General features: G+C 42.0%; 22 protein-coding genes. 15 read left to right on the top strand and 7 right to left on the bottom strand.

Features of this window, described 5'->3' with window-relative positions:
• Positions 1-59: 59 nt before the first annotated feature.
• From FIV04_RS09110 to FIV04_RS09040, 13 genes are all read left to right on the top strand, one after another.
• Positions 60-677, top strand: a complete 618-nt coding sequence (locus tag FIV04_RS09110; RefSeq protein WP_172974236.1) for a DUF4272 domain-containing protein — start codon at positions 60-62, stop codon at positions 675-677.
• Positions 678-806: 129 nt separating this feature from the next.
• Positions 807-1151, top strand: a complete 345-nt coding sequence (locus tag FIV04_RS09105) for a hypothetical protein (protein WP_152468950.1) — start codon at positions 807-809, stop codon at positions 1149-1151.
• A gap of 168 nt (positions 1152-1319) precedes the next feature.
• A complete protein-coding gene (locus tag FIV04_RS09100) occupies positions 1320-1724 on the top strand; it encodes a DUF2007 domain-containing protein (RefSeq protein WP_152468949.1) in 405 nt (134 codons plus the stop codon).
• A gap of 144 nt (positions 1725-1868) precedes the next feature.
• Entirely contained in the window at positions 1869-2357 is a 489-nt protein-coding gene (locus FIV04_RS09095; RefSeq protein ID WP_152468948.1) for a DUF695 domain-containing protein, read from the top strand.
• 121 nt (positions 2358-2478) lie between these two features.
• A complete protein-coding gene (locus FIV04_RS09090; protein ID WP_152468947.1) occupies positions 2479-2811 on the top strand; it encodes a hypothetical protein in 333 nt (110 codons plus the stop codon).
• A gap of 145 nt (positions 2812-2956) precedes the next feature.
• Complete coding sequence (locus FIV04_RS09085; RefSeq protein ID WP_253895338.1) at positions 2957-3424, top strand: DUF4476 domain-containing protein; 468 nt, start codon at positions 2957-2959, stop codon at positions 3422-3424.
• A gap of 305 nt (positions 3425-3729) precedes the next feature.
• Positions 3730-4086: a DUF6547 family protein gene (locus FIV04_RS09075; RefSeq protein ID WP_152468946.1), complete on the top strand. Its 357-nt coding sequence runs from the start codon at positions 3730-3732 to the stop codon at positions 4084-4086.
• Between the two features lie 119 nt (positions 4087-4205).
• A complete protein-coding gene (locus FIV04_RS09070) occupies positions 4206-4628 on the top strand; it encodes a DUF2513 domain-containing protein (protein WP_152468945.1) in 423 nt (140 codons plus the stop codon).
• 140 nt (positions 4629-4768) lie between these two features.
• Positions 4769-5536, top strand: coding sequence for a carbon-nitrogen hydrolase family protein (locus FIV04_RS09065; RefSeq protein WP_152468944.1), 768 nt, complete (start codon positions 4769-4771; stop codon positions 5534-5536).
• A gap of 135 nt (positions 5537-5671) precedes the next feature.
• Positions 5672-6040 (top strand): hypothetical protein, encoded by a 369-nt coding sequence (locus FIV04_RS09060; protein WP_152468943.1) that lies wholly within the window; start codon positions 5672-5674, stop codon positions 6038-6040.
• 198 nt (positions 6041-6238) lie between these two features.
• The gene (locus FIV04_RS09055) at positions 6239-6559 is read left to right on the top strand and encodes a hypothetical protein (RefSeq protein ID WP_152468942.1); all 321 of its coding nucleotides are present in this window, start codon (positions 6239-6241) and stop codon (positions 6557-6559) included.
• Between the two features lie 144 nt (positions 6560-6703).
• Positions 6704-7135, top strand: a complete 432-nt coding sequence (locus FIV04_RS09045) for a hypothetical protein (protein ID WP_152468941.1) — start codon at positions 6704-6706, stop codon at positions 7133-7135.
• Positions 7136-7190: 55 nt separating this feature from the next.
• Positions 7191-7385, top strand: a complete 195-nt coding sequence (locus tag FIV04_RS09040; protein WP_152468940.1) for a hypothetical protein — start codon at positions 7191-7193, stop codon at positions 7383-7385.
• Positions 7386-7714: 329 nt separating this feature from the next.
• On the opposite strand, the gene rplY is transcribed toward FIV04_RS09040, so the two are convergent.
• Entirely contained in the window at positions 7715-7993 is a 279-nt protein-coding gene (gene rplY, locus FIV04_RS09035; RefSeq protein ID WP_032552189.1) for a 50S ribosomal protein L25, read from the bottom strand.
• 369 nt (positions 7994-8362) lie between these two features.
• On the opposite strand from rplY, the gene FIV04_RS09030 reads away from it, so the two are divergent.
• Together FIV04_RS09030 and FIV04_RS09025 are read left to right on the top strand one after the other, a co-directional pair.
• Positions 8363-9091, top strand: a complete 729-nt coding sequence (locus FIV04_RS09030; protein WP_032552190.1) for a glycosyltransferase — start codon at positions 8363-8365, stop codon at positions 9089-9091.
• 16 nt (positions 9092-9107) lie between these two features.
• Positions 9108-10364 (top strand): LssY C-terminal domain-containing protein, encoded by a 1257-nt coding sequence (locus tag FIV04_RS09025; RefSeq protein WP_152468939.1) that lies wholly within the window; start codon positions 9108-9110, stop codon positions 10362-10364.
• A 7-nt stretch (positions 10365-10371) separates the two neighbouring features.
• Here the strand turns inward: FIV04_RS09025 and FIV04_RS09020 are convergent, their stop codons facing one another.
• Genes FIV04_RS09020 through FIV04_RS08995 form a run of 6 tightly spaced genes read right to left on the bottom strand, consistent with a single transcriptional unit; the run spans position 10372 to position 15246 of the window.
• Positions 10372-11550 (bottom strand): tetratricopeptide repeat protein, encoded by a 1179-nt coding sequence (locus tag FIV04_RS09020; RefSeq protein ID WP_152468938.1) that lies wholly within the window; start codon positions 11548-11550, stop codon positions 10372-10374.
• Positions 11551-11553: 3 nt separating this feature from the next.
• Entirely contained in the window at positions 11554-12213 is a 660-nt protein-coding gene (locus FIV04_RS09015; RefSeq protein WP_152468937.1) for an energy transducer TonB, read from the bottom strand.
• Positions 12185-12592 carry a biopolymer transporter ExbD gene (locus tag FIV04_RS09010; RefSeq protein ID WP_152468936.1) on the bottom strand — a complete coding sequence of 136 codons (408 nt, stop codon included), beginning with the start codon at positions 12590-12592 and terminating at the stop codon, positions 12185-12187. Before FIV04_RS09010 ends, FIV04_RS09015 begins: the two co-directional genes overlap by 29 nt.
• Positions 12570-13094: a MotA/TolQ/ExbB proton channel family protein gene (locus FIV04_RS09005; RefSeq protein ID WP_152468935.1), complete on the bottom strand. Its 525-nt coding sequence runs from the start codon at positions 13092-13094 to the stop codon at positions 12570-12572. The genes FIV04_RS09010 and FIV04_RS09005 overlap by 23 nt, the downstream gene beginning before the upstream one ends.
• Complete coding sequence (locus tag FIV04_RS09000) at positions 13094-14500, bottom strand: MotA/TolQ/ExbB proton channel family protein (protein ID WP_253895336.1); 1407 nt, start codon at positions 14498-14500, stop codon at positions 13094-13096. The genes FIV04_RS09005 and FIV04_RS09000 overlap by 1 nt, the downstream gene beginning before the upstream one ends.
• 2 nt (positions 14501-14502) lie before the next feature.
• Positions 14503-15246 (bottom strand): DUF3450 domain-containing protein, encoded by a 744-nt coding sequence (locus FIV04_RS08995; RefSeq protein ID WP_152468934.1) that lies wholly within the window; start codon positions 15244-15246, stop codon positions 14503-14505.
• Between the last annotated feature and the right edge of the window lie 283 nt (positions 15247-15529).

Raw genomic sequence — 15529 nt, 5'->3', positions numbered from 1 at the left:
GAAACACAGTCACGTTGTGTGCACAGTACTTCGCCAACAAGGTTCTTTGGAAAATGAATATGGACGCTGTAAAACAGAAAAGTATCAAGTATCTCAAAACGATTGGAGTTGATACTCCTGAGCACTTACCTCAAATTGAACGTTTGGAAGATGTAAGCCCTAGAACGGCACAAGATATTGCATCAAGGTTAAGTGCTTTAGCTTATGTAATCGGATTAGCTTATGATGCCAAAGGGCAAGACTTGCTCGATTCATTAAATCAATATGAACTTTTACCATACGTTAGTGAATATGAACGCCAACTGCTTTCTCAAACAGTAATCGATGAGCAAGATAAAATAAATATTTCTTGGCTGGTTGAAAGTATTCAGGCTTTGGCTTGGTGTATTGGTATTGCAGGCTTAGATCACTTCAGGTGTTGCGATGATGATCTCGCAAGCAAAATACCCTTTAAAAGTGATCCGATTGATTTTATTCGAAATGCACGACTACGCCCAATTCATGAGATCCAAGCGCAGTCGGATTTCTTATATCGTTTGCATTGGTATGCTCGTGAGTGTGCTCTTACAAACCAAAAATGCAGGTTTAATGAAAGCGTGATATCACAAAGACGAAAAGCAATTGATTGGGCTTATGGGGCGGAGGAACATTGGGATGATATCTCACTGGATACATAATCCATTTTACATGTTTTGGGAGAGTTGCCGTTAGTGGCGTTTTGTCCGTTGAATTCCAGTACTTTTCTTAGTTTTTCCATGAAGTGGTGATTCGGAACTTACTTAGGCCTTAGACTATCGAGACGAGCGATGAAAAAACTATTTGTTATCTTACTGTCGTTGTTTGCACTTGTAGGGTGTAGCGACCCGTTACCAGAGAATAAGTTGTCATATGTCGGCGAGTGGCAAAGTGTAGACATGTATTTACTAATAGTTTCAGATGGCACGATATCTTATAAGCGAATACATAACGGTGGAACAACTACGATCAATGCGCCGATAAAAGAGTTTATCGATGACGACTTTGTTGTTGGTTTTGGCTTTTTAACGACGACTTTTGTCGTGTCTCAGCCCCCCTATTTATCAGATGGACAGTGGGTCATGGAAGTGGATGGTGTGACATTAATAAAGACAGATGAAGCGGAATCAGGCTAGTAGGGGACAACCAGGTTACTTAAGCATGATTCACTACATGTGGCACTTTAACCGTGTGTTGATTTTAGTTTTCGTGTGGCAATATCGGTGCTGTTTCACTAATCCTGTATACGATAAATAGGTACCTATCAAAATATCTATCAAGGCGTTAGCCCCTGGGAGAAATTCATGGTTGTGGTAGCAAGGTTTTCTTTTCCTCATGAAGCTCATATAGCCAAAGCAAATCTTGAAAGTGCTGGAATCGAAAGCTTCATTGCAGATGAGCACACCGTGAACACGCAATGGCTATACTCAAATGCTATTGGAGGTGTTCGTCTATTCGTTGCAGGAGAAGATTTAGAGGAAGCGACCGAAATTCTGACAAGTGACTTTTCGGAAAGCCTTGAAGGTCATTCTCAAGAAATAGGAGAAAAGCAAGATATTTGCCCTCAGTGCGGAAGTAGTGACTTATCTGCGTATACAAAGGGAAAGCGGCCCGCGTTTCTGGTTTTCATATTGTTAGGCTTTCCTCTGTTCTTCTATAAACAGGGTTATAAGTGTAACCATTGTGGTGAGTTCAGTGAAAAGCTTTGATTCGTGGTAGCGTGACTAACTTATTGACATAAGCTTGGTTAATCAATTGATTATTATGAAATCTGTACTGATTAGAGCTTACTTTTTGTTAAGGGATATAAAGTTTGTACATCACAAGCTCTTTACGTTTTCAAGGATGGTTTGGTGTTTAGAAAGTTACTGAGAAAGAAAAAGCAAATTGAAGAAAATGAAGTTCGAGTAGTTCTTCCTGAAGAAAAATTTTTGGTTGGAGATTGGAGATGCGAAGGGCTGCCTTGTGTTGCTGTATTAAACTCAAATCTGAAGGATTTTGAGCCCAAAGAAATATTTAGTTGGCATTTATCTGTAATTATTGACTTCGACGACTTAATTGAAAATGGCCTGCCGTCGCAAGAAGAGAGAGATATAGTCGATCCGTTTTGCGACAAACTAGACGAGGAAATTAAAGCCGGAGGCAATGCTCTGTTTCTTGTCAGGGAAACTTGGAATGCAACTAGGCGCTTGGTATGGCGAGTCTATGATCCAGAAATAGCACACCAACATTTACAGTACATAGTCGAACATCACCGTAATCCCCGTCCTTTTGATTGGCATATGGAGCAAGATGTGAACTGGGAGCAGGCTAAGTGGTACTTGGATCAAGTTAAAACATAAAAAGCAATTAAGGTAAACCATTCCACTCAGATATCTTGGAATGAAGTTCGGTGTACTTTTTGATTTAGTATTGTGCGACTTATTGTATTTGTTATGCGTTTAGAATGAAGGATGACTCAAAATGACAATATCAATATCCCCTTTGGAATTCGTTGGTGAGTTCTCTTATCTAAAGCGTCAGTTACTTGAAGGCTATTTTTCGGAAGAATCAGATACATCTGTTTTAACTATTTTGAAAGAAGCTGGCATTGAAGCACAGCAATTGGACGTTGTAAGAGGAATCTTAGATGATTCATTGACTGACGCTCTATATACCATTTTACTGGGCTTAGACGGTTGTGCTTTGATAGGAAAACATCAAATTGACTATAAATTACAAGATGAGTCAGGGCGTGAGTTAACTGGTGAACTTGAAGGGCTAGCTTACGAAGCGTTGTATGAAAAACACATTTAAAAAGTGTTTAGGAATGATTTGCAACATGCGGTATTTTCACTATATGTAAGCTGTATTGATTAAAGTGGTATGAGCCGTTAGCGGTATGCGAGCGTCTCATCTTAATTGATAGTTATATGAATCGAACAAAAGGAGGAGTTTGAAGTTGTATAAGATCATTATGTCAGGATTATTTTGCTTAGTTTGTTCTTTAGGTGTTCAGGCTATGGAGCCCGAAGACCTGTTGAGAAATGTAGGCTTTTTTGATTTTGACTCAACAAAAAACAGATTTGTTTCCGAGAATGTAAGCGATCTAAATCGAGAGCTGACATTTAAAGAGTTAATAACACTTGTCGAGTCTTTCGATTTTGACTCCTCCAAAGTGAAAGTTGTTCAAACACTGCGAGGTCACCACGAAGAATATTCTGATTCAGAATTATTAGAGTTGATGGGGAAGTTAGACTTTGATTCGACCAAGGAAGAAATGCTAGCAGTGCTTGATGCGGAACCAGTCGAGCTCCCGGACACTACTAGCTCCAAAAAAGCCACAAATTCAGTAACAACGACAAAGAGTACAACTATTACTATTCGATGTGTCGGAATTGACTGTGAAACGGAATACGTAAGTAAATAGCCTGAACTCTATTCTAAATCAGAGACTTTACCGAATGGCTGCTTTTGAAATGGCTTTCGTATAAGTAAGCAAAGTACTTAAGCGGTGAGCGTTTAGCCGTTGGCTTTCACCTAAAAACTGCGGCCTATCTGTTGCTTGAGGATAAAACGTTTTATTCCATTGCCAAGAGCGTTCGCCACACTTAATCAGGTGTGTTTTTGGCGAAATTCATTAGATCAGAATGAGCGATGTTCGTCTACTAATTGTTTTATATAGAAATTATGAGGGGATTCGTAAGAACAGGGCGATAACTTCAAAGGAATTCAATGTCTAAATCAATCGAAGAATATAAGCTTTTTATTGATGATATGGTGTCATTGAGTGAAAGCGCAGCTTCTGGTTGGGTAACGGGTAAAGGTTTTCCCAAAGTTACAGGTAACGAAGCCAAAAATGAATTACTTGAGGCTCTTACAGAAAATCAGAAAGTTGTTTTGGCTGAAATCATTGATACAGCAAAGGCATCAGGAGTTCACGATGCCTTGTCTTATTTAAATGAACAACAAACAAGTAACCAGCTAAGAATCATAAAAGGTGGCACAGAGCTTCCAACAGAACCATTCGGTACAGAAATGAACTTTGACTTTGTTGCTAGAAGTGAAGGTGATGATTGGCCAAAGTTATAACAAAGCAATCAAGGTGACCCGTTACACTCGGTGGTTTTGGTATGGTGTTCAGTGTGCTTTGCTAGTTCGATGTGGGGCACCTTATCGCAGGCGTTATGTGACTATTAGGAAAATCAAGAATGAAAGTTGATTATGAGTATTTGAAGCAACTCTTAGAAGCATTTGAGGAAGTTCCTAAACCTTTCCCCCTTATTAGTGAAATCTCCAAAATTTCTAGCTCAGTGAATAATCAATTTGCTTTTCACATGGGGATTTTGCATGACCAAGGTTTTATCCAATATCTTTTTAGTAATGGTCGATCACCTTTTACTCCTGATTACGATGATATTGATGACTTTTCTTGGTGTGACTGTAACGTGCGTTTAACAGCACAAGGGCATGACTTTTTGGCTGCACTACGTCAAAAGAATATTTGGAAAGCTGTAAAAGAAGACCTCAAGGAAAACTCCATAGAGACAGTATGGAAGGTAGCTCAAGCAATGGCTACAAAACTCGCAACATCAAAGCTCGAAAAGTACTTGGATGTTACAGATGTAAAATAGCCATACAACTGTTCAAGAGGGATTCGCAACGCGTGGTATTCTTACAATGCGTTGGTTTTAGTGGTTAAGGTGGTTGCGTCGGCATCAGCATTGCGTCGTTCATACCTTAAAAGGGTGTTAAGGCGCTAAAGGAGTACAGAGTGAAAATAGGCATTGTTCAGATGCAAATGAGATGGACTGTTGTACAAAACCTTACGACGATATCTGGGTATATTAAAAGGTTAGGTGCACTAGATGTCCTAATTTTCCCTGAACTCGCACTAAGTGGCTTTCATAGAAATATAAAAGCTGAGTCTAAAGAGCTCTTAATTCAAAATGCCATAGTCGAACTACAAAATTTAGCGAAAAAGTATCGAACAAGTTTGTTTTTTGGTGCACCTAAAGTAGTTGGCTCAAATGTGTTCAATAGTTATTTGTGCATCAGTAAAAATGGTCAGGTCATCGCACAATGGGACAAGGTTGGATTAACTGAAAGTGAATCCCAGTTTTTTGCTAAAGGTAGCAATAGATACGTGTTGGATCTTGATGGTACTCGCTGTACCACGGTAATTTGTAGAGAAGTCGAGGATGCAAATTGGTTTATCTCTCAAGTTCGTTCCTGCTCTCCAGAAATCATAGTTTGGCCTAGCTATATCAGCCGAAGCGGCAATGACGATACCTTAACGGGCTATTATTCAATGGCTTCTGAAATAGCTAAGGAACTCGATGCATTTGTTCTACAGTGTAACTGGCCACAAGCGCTTAACGATCAGAACATTTGTGGATTAGGAGGTAGCCGTATATTTGGAACTGATGGTCAATGTCTTTTGTCCATGCCTTTAGACCAACTTGCGATAAGTATCTTGGAGTTTTCTAAGGGGGCGTTGAGAGCAGTTGAGACTATGAGTTCACTGGAAACCGCGTTATAACAGATTGTTCAAGAGTAATTCGGCACGCTGGACATTTTTATTATGCGTGAGTTTTAGTGATTAAGGTGTTTTGCGACGGCATCGGAATTGCGTTGCTCATCCTTTTGCGGAACATTATGTGTTTATAGGGTTCAAATGGAAATTTTCGAGATTCAGCTAGGAAACTCAATCGGTCCAGTCAAGCTCGGTATGACAGAAACTGAAGTGAGCAATGCTATCGGAGATCCTGATTGCATCTATGGTCATCGCCATCATTTTTTAGACGGTCTCATGGTCGATTTTGATAATGAAGGAAGAGTTGAGTTCATTGAAGCCGCTGCGTCTGAGTTGTTTTCAACTACATTGCTTGGCTTTGACGTACATAGGACATTAGCGACTAATGTGCTCGAACGAATTCAGCTAGAAGGTAACTATGATCATTCTGATCCAGAGTTAGGCTATAGCTACGTATTTGAAGAGCTTCAGTTATCTTTCTGGCGTCCAACTCTTCCTGACTTAGAATAAGGTGAAGGGTTGTACTTTCAATCGGTTGCAATTGCTTCGGAGGGTTACTTTGAGTAAAGACATAACAAACTGCTAAAGACGGGCTATCAACGCTCGGCAATTTGGGGGCTGGTTTGGTAAAGTGTTTACGGTAACAAGTTTAAGTGTCGTGTTATGCGTCGCTAGCCACTTGGCAGGGCGTTATGTGGCTGGAGAAAAATGAAGTTTAAAGCACCAATTTTCTTTTTAATTGCACCTCCAGTCCTTTTTGGACTGATTTGGACATATCAAGCTTTTGAAACTGGTCAAACGATCAACCAAATTTTCATGTTGCGTACCGATAATAACAGCCTGCTGGTATGGATAGGGAAAATGTCCATAGCAGGTTTTTTTAATAGCTTTGCTTTAGAGAATTTCTACCCTAACTATCAAAATAAAAGTGTTTCGGTTCAGAGGCTTATTAATATTATAGGTTTTGCACTTTTTCTTGCCGTAGTTAGCACAATAATTTGGGTACTATTTCCAGGCGTGCAGCTATGAAGCCACATAACAATTGTTCAAGAGTGATTCGGCACGCGTGGCATTTTTAGTATGCGTTATTTTCAGCGGTTAAGGTGGTACGCGGAAGCTTAGGTATTGCGTGCCTCACACCTTTACAAGGAATTAGCTTTCGAGGGAGAAATAATGAGAATCAGACAAATTAAGGCTTACCGAGCAACATCAATTATTTCTTTTCTGTTAGGCATTACCGCACTACAGGAATTATATATAAGCGAAAACCTATTAATTATTGGTTTTTCTGCCGGTGTGCTTGGTACCTTCTTGCTAGGTAGTGCTGGGCTTTTTACGGTATTTCGATTTGTTTCTGCGTTTGTGAACGGAACAAGCTTAAGCCTGTCTAGTCGTGTTCTAGGATGTATTTATTCGGTCCTACCAGTTCTACTTTGGTACTTATGTAACGTTAAGTTCATATTGGTGCCTGCAGTGAATGCTAAGGAGCTTTCAACCTTCTTTATTCCATCGGCTTTAGCTGTGTTAAATGGAGTCATAGGGGTAATCTTATTCTTCGGAGTCGTTAAAATAAATAATAAACTTCTAGGGAAAGTATCAAGCTAACAAGTATTTACGGCGCCGTGTTCTATCCTAAAAGTAACGCTTTACGGAGGTCAGTATGAATATCAAAGAGTCTGATTGTGAGATAAAGAGGGAAGCAGCGCAGGTGTTTTGTACTCGACAGCTAGATGAAGCCATCAAAACGATTACTGATGAGTCTGAGCCTGTAGGGGAAAGGTTCAACTTTATGTGTCAGCACTCAAAAGAATCTCAAAAAAGACATTACAAGTATTCTAGAAAGAAGAGCTTATGAAGATAACTAGACTACTTTCTTTTTTGTAGAACCACTATATCTCTTTGGGTCTTTGTCAATGCACAGTAATCTGCTGAGGCAAACAGCGATAACCATCTCAACATTCCCCTCTCTATTTATTAATTCTGATCTCTTCCCAAAAAGTGTTGTCTAGAGTGTACTCATTCAGTGTATTGCGCGAGACTTACGCGTTTTTTGGGACTCAAAAACGGTGAAACCCCGATGTTGGTAGCATCGGGGTTTCGAATTTTTAGATTTATCGATTGGTAAGGTCGATTTATCTTTTATGCAAAAGGTTGGATTTATCCAACTAATTCCTTGGTAGGGAATTAGATGCGGATGAAGTCCATGTGCTCAACTTTTGGCTTGTAAGCGTGACGTTGAACGTCTTGTGGCTTAACCTTAACTTCTGCGCCGTCGATCACTAGAGTGATTGCTTCGTAGAATTCAGGCTTGTCCATTTGGTTGATTACTTCGTCGTGTGCTAGCGCGATAGAAACTGGCGCTGCTTCACCACCGTAAACAACTGCTGGGAATTGACCAGCGTGACGTAGGCGGCGGCTCGCACCTTTACCTAGTTCAGTACGTACTACTGCTTCGAATTTCATAGTTTTACTCTCAAATTAGTAAAAATTAAGTTCACACCTCAATGCGACCTTGAGTGTGTGGTAATGCTCAACATAAACAAGTTCATGTTTGAGCGAGCGCGGATACTAACACTCTATTCTAGATTGAGCAAGCAAGATCCCCACTTGGAAATAAAATAAACGAGCAAATTGGTGCGTTTGTAGAGAAAACCACCGGAAGTGCTCGTTTTTGCCATTTTATCTGTTTTCCGCACTGTCACCAAATCCATTTTAACCTTCATCAAATCATCACGTTAATGAACGGAATATGAATGCCAAACTAAGGATTGGTTAAGGCGTACCTAGTTAATCTTATTGCAACTTAAACAGCAGAACGTAATAGGTGGATTAATGGAACCGATCAGCATTGTGGTTATCACGTTAAACGAAGAGAAGCGCATTGGGCGTCTAATGGAAGAACTGAGTGTTCAGACACACCAAGAGTTTGAAGTTATCGTTGTTGATTCAAATAGTGACGATAAAACCCGAGAGGTAGCACAAGCTTATGAGAGTGCGTTGCCTTCGCTCACTGTACATCATATGCAAGAGCGAGGCGTGAGTTTAGGTCGTAATACCGGTGCTTCGCTAGCGAAATACAATCGCATTCTTTTCTTAGATGCCGATGTAGCGCTGCCAAGAAACTTCTTAGCTAAAGCTCTATATGAATTAGATGAGCGTAAGCTTGAAGTGGCTGGCGTCTATATGAGCTCTAAAGGTTTACCTTTGGTGCATAAGTTTGGATACGGCTTATTTAACGTCGGGTTGTTTGCAACTCAGTTCTTCTTCCCGACTGCAGTAGGTGCTTGCATTTTCTCTACCAAACGCGCACATCAAGAAATCGGTGGTTTCGATGAAGAAATTGTACTGTGCGAAGATTGTGATTACGTGAAAAGAGCCAGCAAAACATGGCGTTTCCGTTTCCTCAATATGACATTTGGTTTTGACCCAAGACGTTTAGACCAAGATGGCGTTGTTGAAACAGGCATGACTTACCTTAAGGCGAACGTGCGTCGATTCTTTAAAGGCGAAATGCGTAACAACGAAATGAACTACCAGTTCGGTCACTACAGAGAGCAATAATTAGAAAGGTATCGCTATGTTTGAGGGATTAGGACTGTTTTTAGGCGCATTAGGTGATGCGCTGATCGGCCCCAACCTTTTTGTACCGGGGGAGCCGTTTTTCATTGCTGCAGGGTATCAAGCTTATTCTGGCGTATGGTCGGCCTTGGTATGGGTAATGTTGGGCGGCTTAATCGGTGATCAACTTAGCTACTTCATTGGCTCGAAATGGGGTTTTCAGGCACAGAGAAAGTTGATGGCTTATCGACCTAAAACAAGGCGACTGATAGCACGCTGTCGATACCTTATTGCCAGAAAGGGAACCTACATAATTCTGTTTGCACGCTTGCTTGGCCCCATTGCTTGGGTTGTGCCGGTTATTGCTGGATCGCACCGGGTCTCTTGGCATAAGTTTTCACTGCTGGCGACCATTGGTCTGATACTCGGTGGTGGTCAGTTTATCTTTTGGGGAGCACTACTGGCTCATGGTCTAGAGCATTTCCCGATGTTGCAAGGGGTTCAAACCTTTATCGCAGAGCACCAGAGCTTATTGATTGGCCTGTTTGTCGTCGGTGTGTTTGCCATTATTGCTCGCCGCCTTAAGTGGCGAAAAGTGATGCTTAAATCGAGTGCACTGCTGTTGGCTTGGGTGCTTTACGCAAATTATGCCCATTTCTTCTGGAAGGCTGATGACTTTAATACGCAATCTTCAGAGTTAGCGGTGCAGTCAATACATTTAGATGCAGTTACATACAAGGCGTTTCCAGGGAAGTCTTCTTTCTATGACGCACAAGCAATCAACGTTGTGTATATAGGTGAGAGTCCGCGAGAATTGATGAGAGAGCTTGGTTGGATCGAGAATCAAACCTTCTCTCGCAATGAGATTGAATGGGCGGGTTATCTAACACTGCTAAAAGAAAATACGCCGCCCGTTTCCGACTTGTATTGGCGAGGTGAGCCACAAGATATGGCATTTCAGTTACCTGGTAATCTGATGAAACGCAGCCATATTAGATGGTGGCGAGCGGGATTGGATCCAGTGACCCAACAGACCAAGTGGCTAGGTGCGATCAGTTATGACAACGGCTTAAAGCTAACGCCATACTCAGGCATTGTGACGATTTTGCATAACATTGATCCGAACGTTGATGCAGAGCGTGATAGCTTAGAGCTGCAGGTAAAACAAAACCTTCCTCAGATATCGATAGAACAACAGCCCTTAGCGAGAGCCGAGGTTCTAAACGATGACCATGATTACTTTACCGACGGCAATATCTTGGTGATAGGAGGGTAACGCCTGATTAGCTCGCATCGCTTAAATATTCGATTTGAGCGAGCCATTGTTGTGCTGAGCGATCAAGCTTGCCGCCAACCAGAGTTGTCAATATAGGCTTTGCTTGGTCGTACTGACTTAACTCGAAATGCGCGATCGCTTTTAATAACTTCCATCTTGGGTTATCGGGCTGCTGTTTGATTTGTTGATCTAGAAGCGTGATGACTTTATCCCACTCTTGTTCGTTGTAGCTGAGTTGAATTTTGGTCGCGAGTTGAGTGTCGCTCGGTAACAAATTCAGCAGCTGCAGAGCTTGTTCTCGCTGACGAGATTTGAGTAGAGCATGTAGCTTCAGTTTGTTGAATTTATCTTGGTACTGAGTTGATGGGTGATGTTCATCCATAGTTTGATAGGCACTTGCAGGTGCTCCTTGAGTTAATTGTAGCTGTGCCAAGAGTAGCCTTTGTGGTTCCGTCAGTTGGTTTAGTTCTCTCACTACTGAAAGCGCAGCAATAGCGTGAGCTGGTTGCTTAAAATAAAGGCTAGATTGAGCCAAGCGCGCCCAAAACTTCACTTCATTTGGGTAGAGGTGAGTAACTTTGAGTAGTGTTTTTCGCTCATTTTCATGCGCGCTCAAACGTTGGTAGCTTGCTAATAGGAGCTGGTAGCGCTGCTTTGTTGCATTGAGTTCAATCGCTGTTTTTATCGCCTCTACACTCGCTGACCATTTCTCGATTTGATAAGCACTGTGCGCAGCCAGGGTATAAACCTCAGCTTGCAATGTGTTAGGTAGCTTTGATTGCTCAGTACTTGATAATGATGCTCGGTTTAAGTTCCATTCATTAAAACGCGATAGGGCGTCTAAATGGCGGCCATTCTGATAGTTTAACTGTACTGCAAGGCGCAAGAGCTGCTCTTGGTTAGTGCTGTTTTCGGTTAATTCCAACAGTTCATTGGTTCTGTTTAACGCGCATTTGAGTTTTTCAAGCTTCAAGCAAGCTTGTAAATAAAGGCTTTTGGTGAGCTCTAACGTCTCTTTATTGTCACCTAGATGATTGTGATGAAAACGTTCAAACGCTTGGATATCAATATCATCACGTTCTAGAAATTGGCTTAGTTTTTGGTAGCGCTCAAAGGTTTGAATGTCGACCTGAGCGCAAGTACCAGCGCTCACTAGCATAGCCATAAGTAGCGAAACTATTCTCATCCTTTAATCTTCCAAGTTGTAGCTTATAGTGACTTCTTGCCATTGCTCACCTGATTGTGGTGGTACAAACTTCCAGCGCATGACGGAACGTAGTGATGAACGCAAGAACACCCCAGGAGGTGACTCTTCTACAACTTTATGTTGCACAGCTTCACCTTGCTGGTTTATCAACAATGAAAAAGTGATATGTCCTTCAATGCCATTACGTTTCGCTTTGGCCGGGTATTTTGGCTGGATTTGGTAAGTTGGTTTTGCCATTACCACTTGAGAACGGAAATTGCTCCCTTGTTGTAATCCTTCGCCCGAAAATGAAAAATCAAAGTTGAGATGAACGTCTAACTCATCACTCGGCTTAAACGTCACCTCTGGGAGAGCTACTAGGCTTTCCATATCGGGTATCTCAAAGTTAACTAGGGCCGGGCGACTTGGCGCAGAGTTGGGTGCGCTGGTTGCAACAATAGGCTTCATTGTTTCCGGCTCTTGTGGCTTTTTCTGAGAGGTGATGGTTTGGACATATGTCGGGTAGGCGGAGCTATCTCGCGTCAACGTTGGCGTTGAAACAAGCAAGTGCAGCACCAAAACTAGGATTAGATTGACGCCCACAGTCAACCCAAGAATACCGAACTGCTTGGGTTTACTGGTCTTGGGTAGCGATAGCAACATTGGTAAGCCCTGATAAACGCAGTGTGTCGATAACAGAAATAAGAGTGCCAGTGTCTAAAGAGCGATCGGCATTAACGATGGCGTTAGTGGCCTGTTTTTCAGTTATATGAGCCTTAATTTGGAATTGAAGCTGGCTGAGGTTTACGGTCTGCCCGTTAAACCAGATGTTTTTGTCACGATCGACGCTCACAGTCAGAGTTTCCGATTGTGGTGTGAGAGTCGAGCTTGATGCACTAGGCCTATCAACGTTTAAGGTCGACTCTTTTTGAAAGTTGGCCGACAAGATGAAAAAGATCAGAAGGATAAACACCACGTCAATCAATGGCGTTAGGTCAACTTGAGGGGAATCTTCTCTGTCAGTGAACGTTTTGATTTTCATCGGTTTTCCATTGTTTGATGCAGAGTTCTACTAGCTTTTGTTGTTGTCGCTTTAGGTTATAGGCTAAGTACATACCAGATATGGCCGCGAGCAGGCCGGCCAGAGTAGTCAACATGGCTTGGCTTATACCATTAGAAACTGCGTTCAACACATCGTCATTGTTCAACTGTTCAAAACACTCCATCATTCCATCGACTGTACCCAGCAAACCGAGCATGGGAAGAATGCGTACACAGAGCCTGATTTCGTTTAGCCCTAGATTAAGGTGCTGATTAATTTGGCTAATCCAACCTTGTTGAACGTGCTTTAGCTCGCTACTGGTAATACTTGAGTATCGCGCACTCACGTGGTGAATTTGCGAGGTAAGATCCAACTGCTTCAGACTGTGAAAACGGAAATAGCATTGGATGATTAACCCCCACATGACCAAAGACACCAAACCAATCGCCCACATAATGGGGTGATCCATGGGTAAGCGTGCGCTTAATATCTGTTCTAGCATTACGCTTGTTTACCGTGTCGAATGTCCACGACTAAGCTGGTGACTTGGTGCTCCAAAATCTCCGATAACTGCTGTGCTTGCGTCTTAACCAGACAGTGCAATATCAATAGAGGAATTGCGACTAGTAGCCCCAATTTTGTGGTCAGTAACGCTTCTGCGATGCCACCTGAAAGTAGCTCACCATCAGTAGCACCTTGCGCGGTGATGACACTAAATGTTTCGATCATTCCACCAACGGTGCCTAAAAGTCCCATTAGTGGCGCTATTGCTGCTAAAACTGCTAATGTACCTATACCTTTGTTTAGCCATGGCACCTCTCGGCTAATGTTGGCGTCTACAACATCTTCCATCTGTTGGTTTGTTGTACATCCCTTAAGTTGAAGGAGCACGCGACCTAACATGTTTTTTTCGGATAATTTACTGAGCTCTAAGGCTTGCTGCTTCACTGCTTTTTTCTCTCTGGTTACGCTGAATAAGCGTGCTAAACCGATAGAAAAACCGATAGCAGCAAGAACACCGATGAGCAGCCCAATAATGCCGGCAGGTAAGTAAGCCTCATACCATTTAGGTTGCTTAGCGTTGGCCAAGAAGCCAAAACCAAAGGCAGGATCGATCAACCATTGCTCATTGCTGTGAACTAATTGAGGTTGTGGAGTGAGCTGAATCCACTGTTGGCGTGCACCATCAAAACTAAGCCAGCCATAGCCTTCAGCAAATTGACTAAATGCACCAACTTGTTGAATTGATGCTTGCTTGATCTCTCCATTAGGCAGCAATATCTCACCCACATGTTCGTTTGGTGCACTCGATGTAGAGATTTGTTGCACCATTGCCAACCAAAGCTGATGGATGGTTGCGATACTGAAGTCATTTTCATCGACAGGTTGCGGTTCTTTCACGTTTGTCCAAGTCGCTAAAGGGCGATTGTTCGAGAGGAAATTTCTCTGTTGAGCAGAAGTGAGATCAATGACCTCAACGATGTCAGCTTTAGCGGCTTTGACCTGTTTCTGTTTATCCTGCAGCTTTTGCTGTAGCTGAAGAATCTGTTCCTCTAACTGAGCATTGCGAGTGTTGAGCGCTTGTAGCTTGGTTTGCTGCGCGGTGACTTCCGCGTTTGCTTCAATGAGTTGTTCTTGTTTGCGAACTTTAAGCTCTTGGTAGCGCCGAATATCGGCTTGGCTCGCTTTCTCAACACGTTCAAAGATGGATTGCAGTGAATCGCTAGTTGTTGGTCGCTCTGACTGCTCACTCGCCGAAACTGGTGAGCGAACTGGTTCTTCTGAAGCGTTAGATTGGTTAGCGCTGAACATTGTGGCTAGGCTGACTATCAATATCGCGCTGTAACGGGATTTCCAAAGGTTCTTTTTCATCATGGAAGTGCTGTTATTAGCTGTTAGGTTCTTCATGATTATTGCGCCTTTGGAAGAGTGAGGAGTGGGTATGTATTACCACGGTTCAATGCTGTAATAGTTTGGTTGACCTGCTTGGTTTGTTCGCTTGAAAGCGTTGCCCATACTTGTTGTTTCGGACGCCACACACCAGCCAGTGATGAATCAAGTGATAGATAGTAGTAACCCAAACGTCCAACCCTTAAATATTGAACTTCTTGATCAGCTGTTAGCCTGCCAAACCATGTTTTTACTTCGGTGCCGAATTGGATTTCTGTTTGATAGGCAATCAAGATTCGTTCGAGTTTTTCAGCATCGCTCAGTTGAGGATCGATCAAGTTGTCGTTTAATTGGTTGATTCGTTTTAGTCGCGTTTGTCGATCGAAAGGGAGATCGGCCAACACAAGCTCTGTCAGTGTTTCGGTCATTTGCTCTAGTAGTGGGTATAAACTGACCTTAGTTTGGCGGATGTTATCCATCTCAACGTCTAACCCGTCAATAACATTCTGTAGTTGAATCAGTTGATTAGTGAGCTGCGCTTGATAGCGGCTTTGTAACCTTATTTCATGATCTAGGGATCTTGCCGTTTCACGTTGCAACTGAGCTTGGTCGTCGATCGACTCAATACGGTCTTGGATTGCAGATGTTGATTCGATATGCCCAACTTGTTCTTGTATCTTTTGATTAGTGATTGATTCTGCAAATACATTATTTTGCAGACAGAATGAGCATATCGCTAAGAGTGTAAAACGGAGTTGAATCATCAGTATGAGCGCTTGTGTTGGTTGGAAATATTCGGTGAAGCAATCACAAAAGATCGGGAATGATAATTGTTTTTATTTATATGTGAAGCATTATTTTTCGTGTTACATTGTGATTTTTAGTTTAAATAATTGATTTTATTTAATTTAAATTTATTTCAAGATGCTGATTATTCCTTGTCTGTCTTGTTTTTGTATGAATTGTCATTGATTTGTATTTTATCGATTGCCTTAACAAAACTGCATTTCTTATAATAATTATTTTGTTAACAGTTTGTGTGAGTAA

The organism is Vibrio sp. THAF190c (assembly GCF_009363355.1).
GTDB lineage: Bacteria > Pseudomonadota > Gammaproteobacteria > Enterobacterales > Vibrionaceae > Vibrio > Vibrio fortis_A.
Note: the sequence above shows the minus strand (reverse complement) of the source record. Positions and strands in the feature narration are given on the sequence as shown.

Excerpts from the sequence above, each read along its gene's own strand:
- FIV04_RS09090 (WP_152468947.1), top strand. The coding sequence starts at position 2,479 with ATGACAATATCAATATCCCCTTTGGAATTCGTTGGTGAGTTCTCTTAT.
- FIV04_RS09010 (WP_152468936.1), bottom strand. The coding sequence starts at position 12,592 with ATGAAAATCAAAACGTTCACTGACAGAGAAGATTCCCCTCAAGTTGAC.
- FIV04_RS09075 (WP_152468946.1), top strand. The coding sequence starts at position 3,730 with ATGTCTAAATCAATCGAAGAATATAAGCTTTTTATTGATGATATGGTG.
- FIV04_RS09110 (WP_172974236.1), top strand. The coding sequence starts at position 60 with ATGGACGCTGTAAAACAGAAAAGTATCAAGTATCTCAAAACGATTGGA.
- rplY (WP_032552189.1), bottom strand. The coding sequence starts at position 7,993 with ATGAAATTCGAAGCAGTAGTACGTACTGAACTAGGTAAAGGTGCGAGC.
- FIV04_RS09020 (WP_152468938.1), bottom strand. The coding sequence starts at position 11,550 with ATGAGAATAGTTTCGCTACTTATGGCTATGCTAGTGAGCGCTGGTACT.
- FIV04_RS09045 (WP_152468941.1), top strand. The coding sequence starts at position 6,704 with ATGAGAATCAGACAAATTAAGGCTTACCGAGCAACATCAATTATTTCT.
- FIV04_RS09000 (WP_253895336.1), bottom strand. The coding sequence starts at position 14,500 with ATGAAGAACCTAACAGCTAATAACAGCACTTCCATGATGAAAAAGAAC.
- FIV04_RS09105 (WP_152468950.1), top strand. The coding sequence starts at position 807 with ATGAAAAAACTATTTGTTATCTTACTGTCGTTGTTTGCACTTGTAGGG.
- FIV04_RS09025 (WP_152468939.1), top strand. The coding sequence starts at position 9,108 with ATGTTTGAGGGATTAGGACTGTTTTTAGGCGCATTAGGTGATGCGCTG.
- FIV04_RS09060 (WP_152468943.1), top strand. The coding sequence starts at position 5,672 with ATGGAAATTTTCGAGATTCAGCTAGGAAACTCAATCGGTCCAGTCAAG.
- FIV04_RS09055 (WP_152468942.1), top strand. The coding sequence starts at position 6,239 with ATGAAGTTTAAAGCACCAATTTTCTTTTTAATTGCACCTCCAGTCCTT.
- FIV04_RS09030 (WP_032552190.1), top strand. The coding sequence starts at position 8,363 with ATGGAACCGATCAGCATTGTGGTTATCACGTTAAACGAAGAGAAGCGC.
- FIV04_RS09100 (WP_152468949.1), top strand. The coding sequence starts at position 1,320 with ATGGTTGTGGTAGCAAGGTTTTCTTTTCCTCATGAAGCTCATATAGCC.
- FIV04_RS09015 (WP_152468937.1), bottom strand. The coding sequence starts at position 12,213 with ATGTTGCTATCGCTACCCAAGACCAGTAAACCCAAGCAGTTCGGTATT.
- FIV04_RS09070 (WP_152468945.1), top strand. The coding sequence starts at position 4,206 with ATGAAAGTTGATTATGAGTATTTGAAGCAACTCTTAGAAGCATTTGAG.
- FIV04_RS09005 (WP_152468935.1), bottom strand. The coding sequence starts at position 13,094 with ATGCTAGAACAGATATTAAGCGCACGCTTACCCATGGATCACCCCATT.
- FIV04_RS09040 (WP_152468940.1), top strand. The coding sequence starts at position 7,191 with ATGAATATCAAAGAGTCTGATTGTGAGATAAAGAGGGAAGCAGCGCAG.
- FIV04_RS08995 (WP_152468934.1), bottom strand. The coding sequence starts at position 15,246 with ATGATTCAACTCCGTTTTACACTCTTAGCGATATGCTCATTCTGTCTG.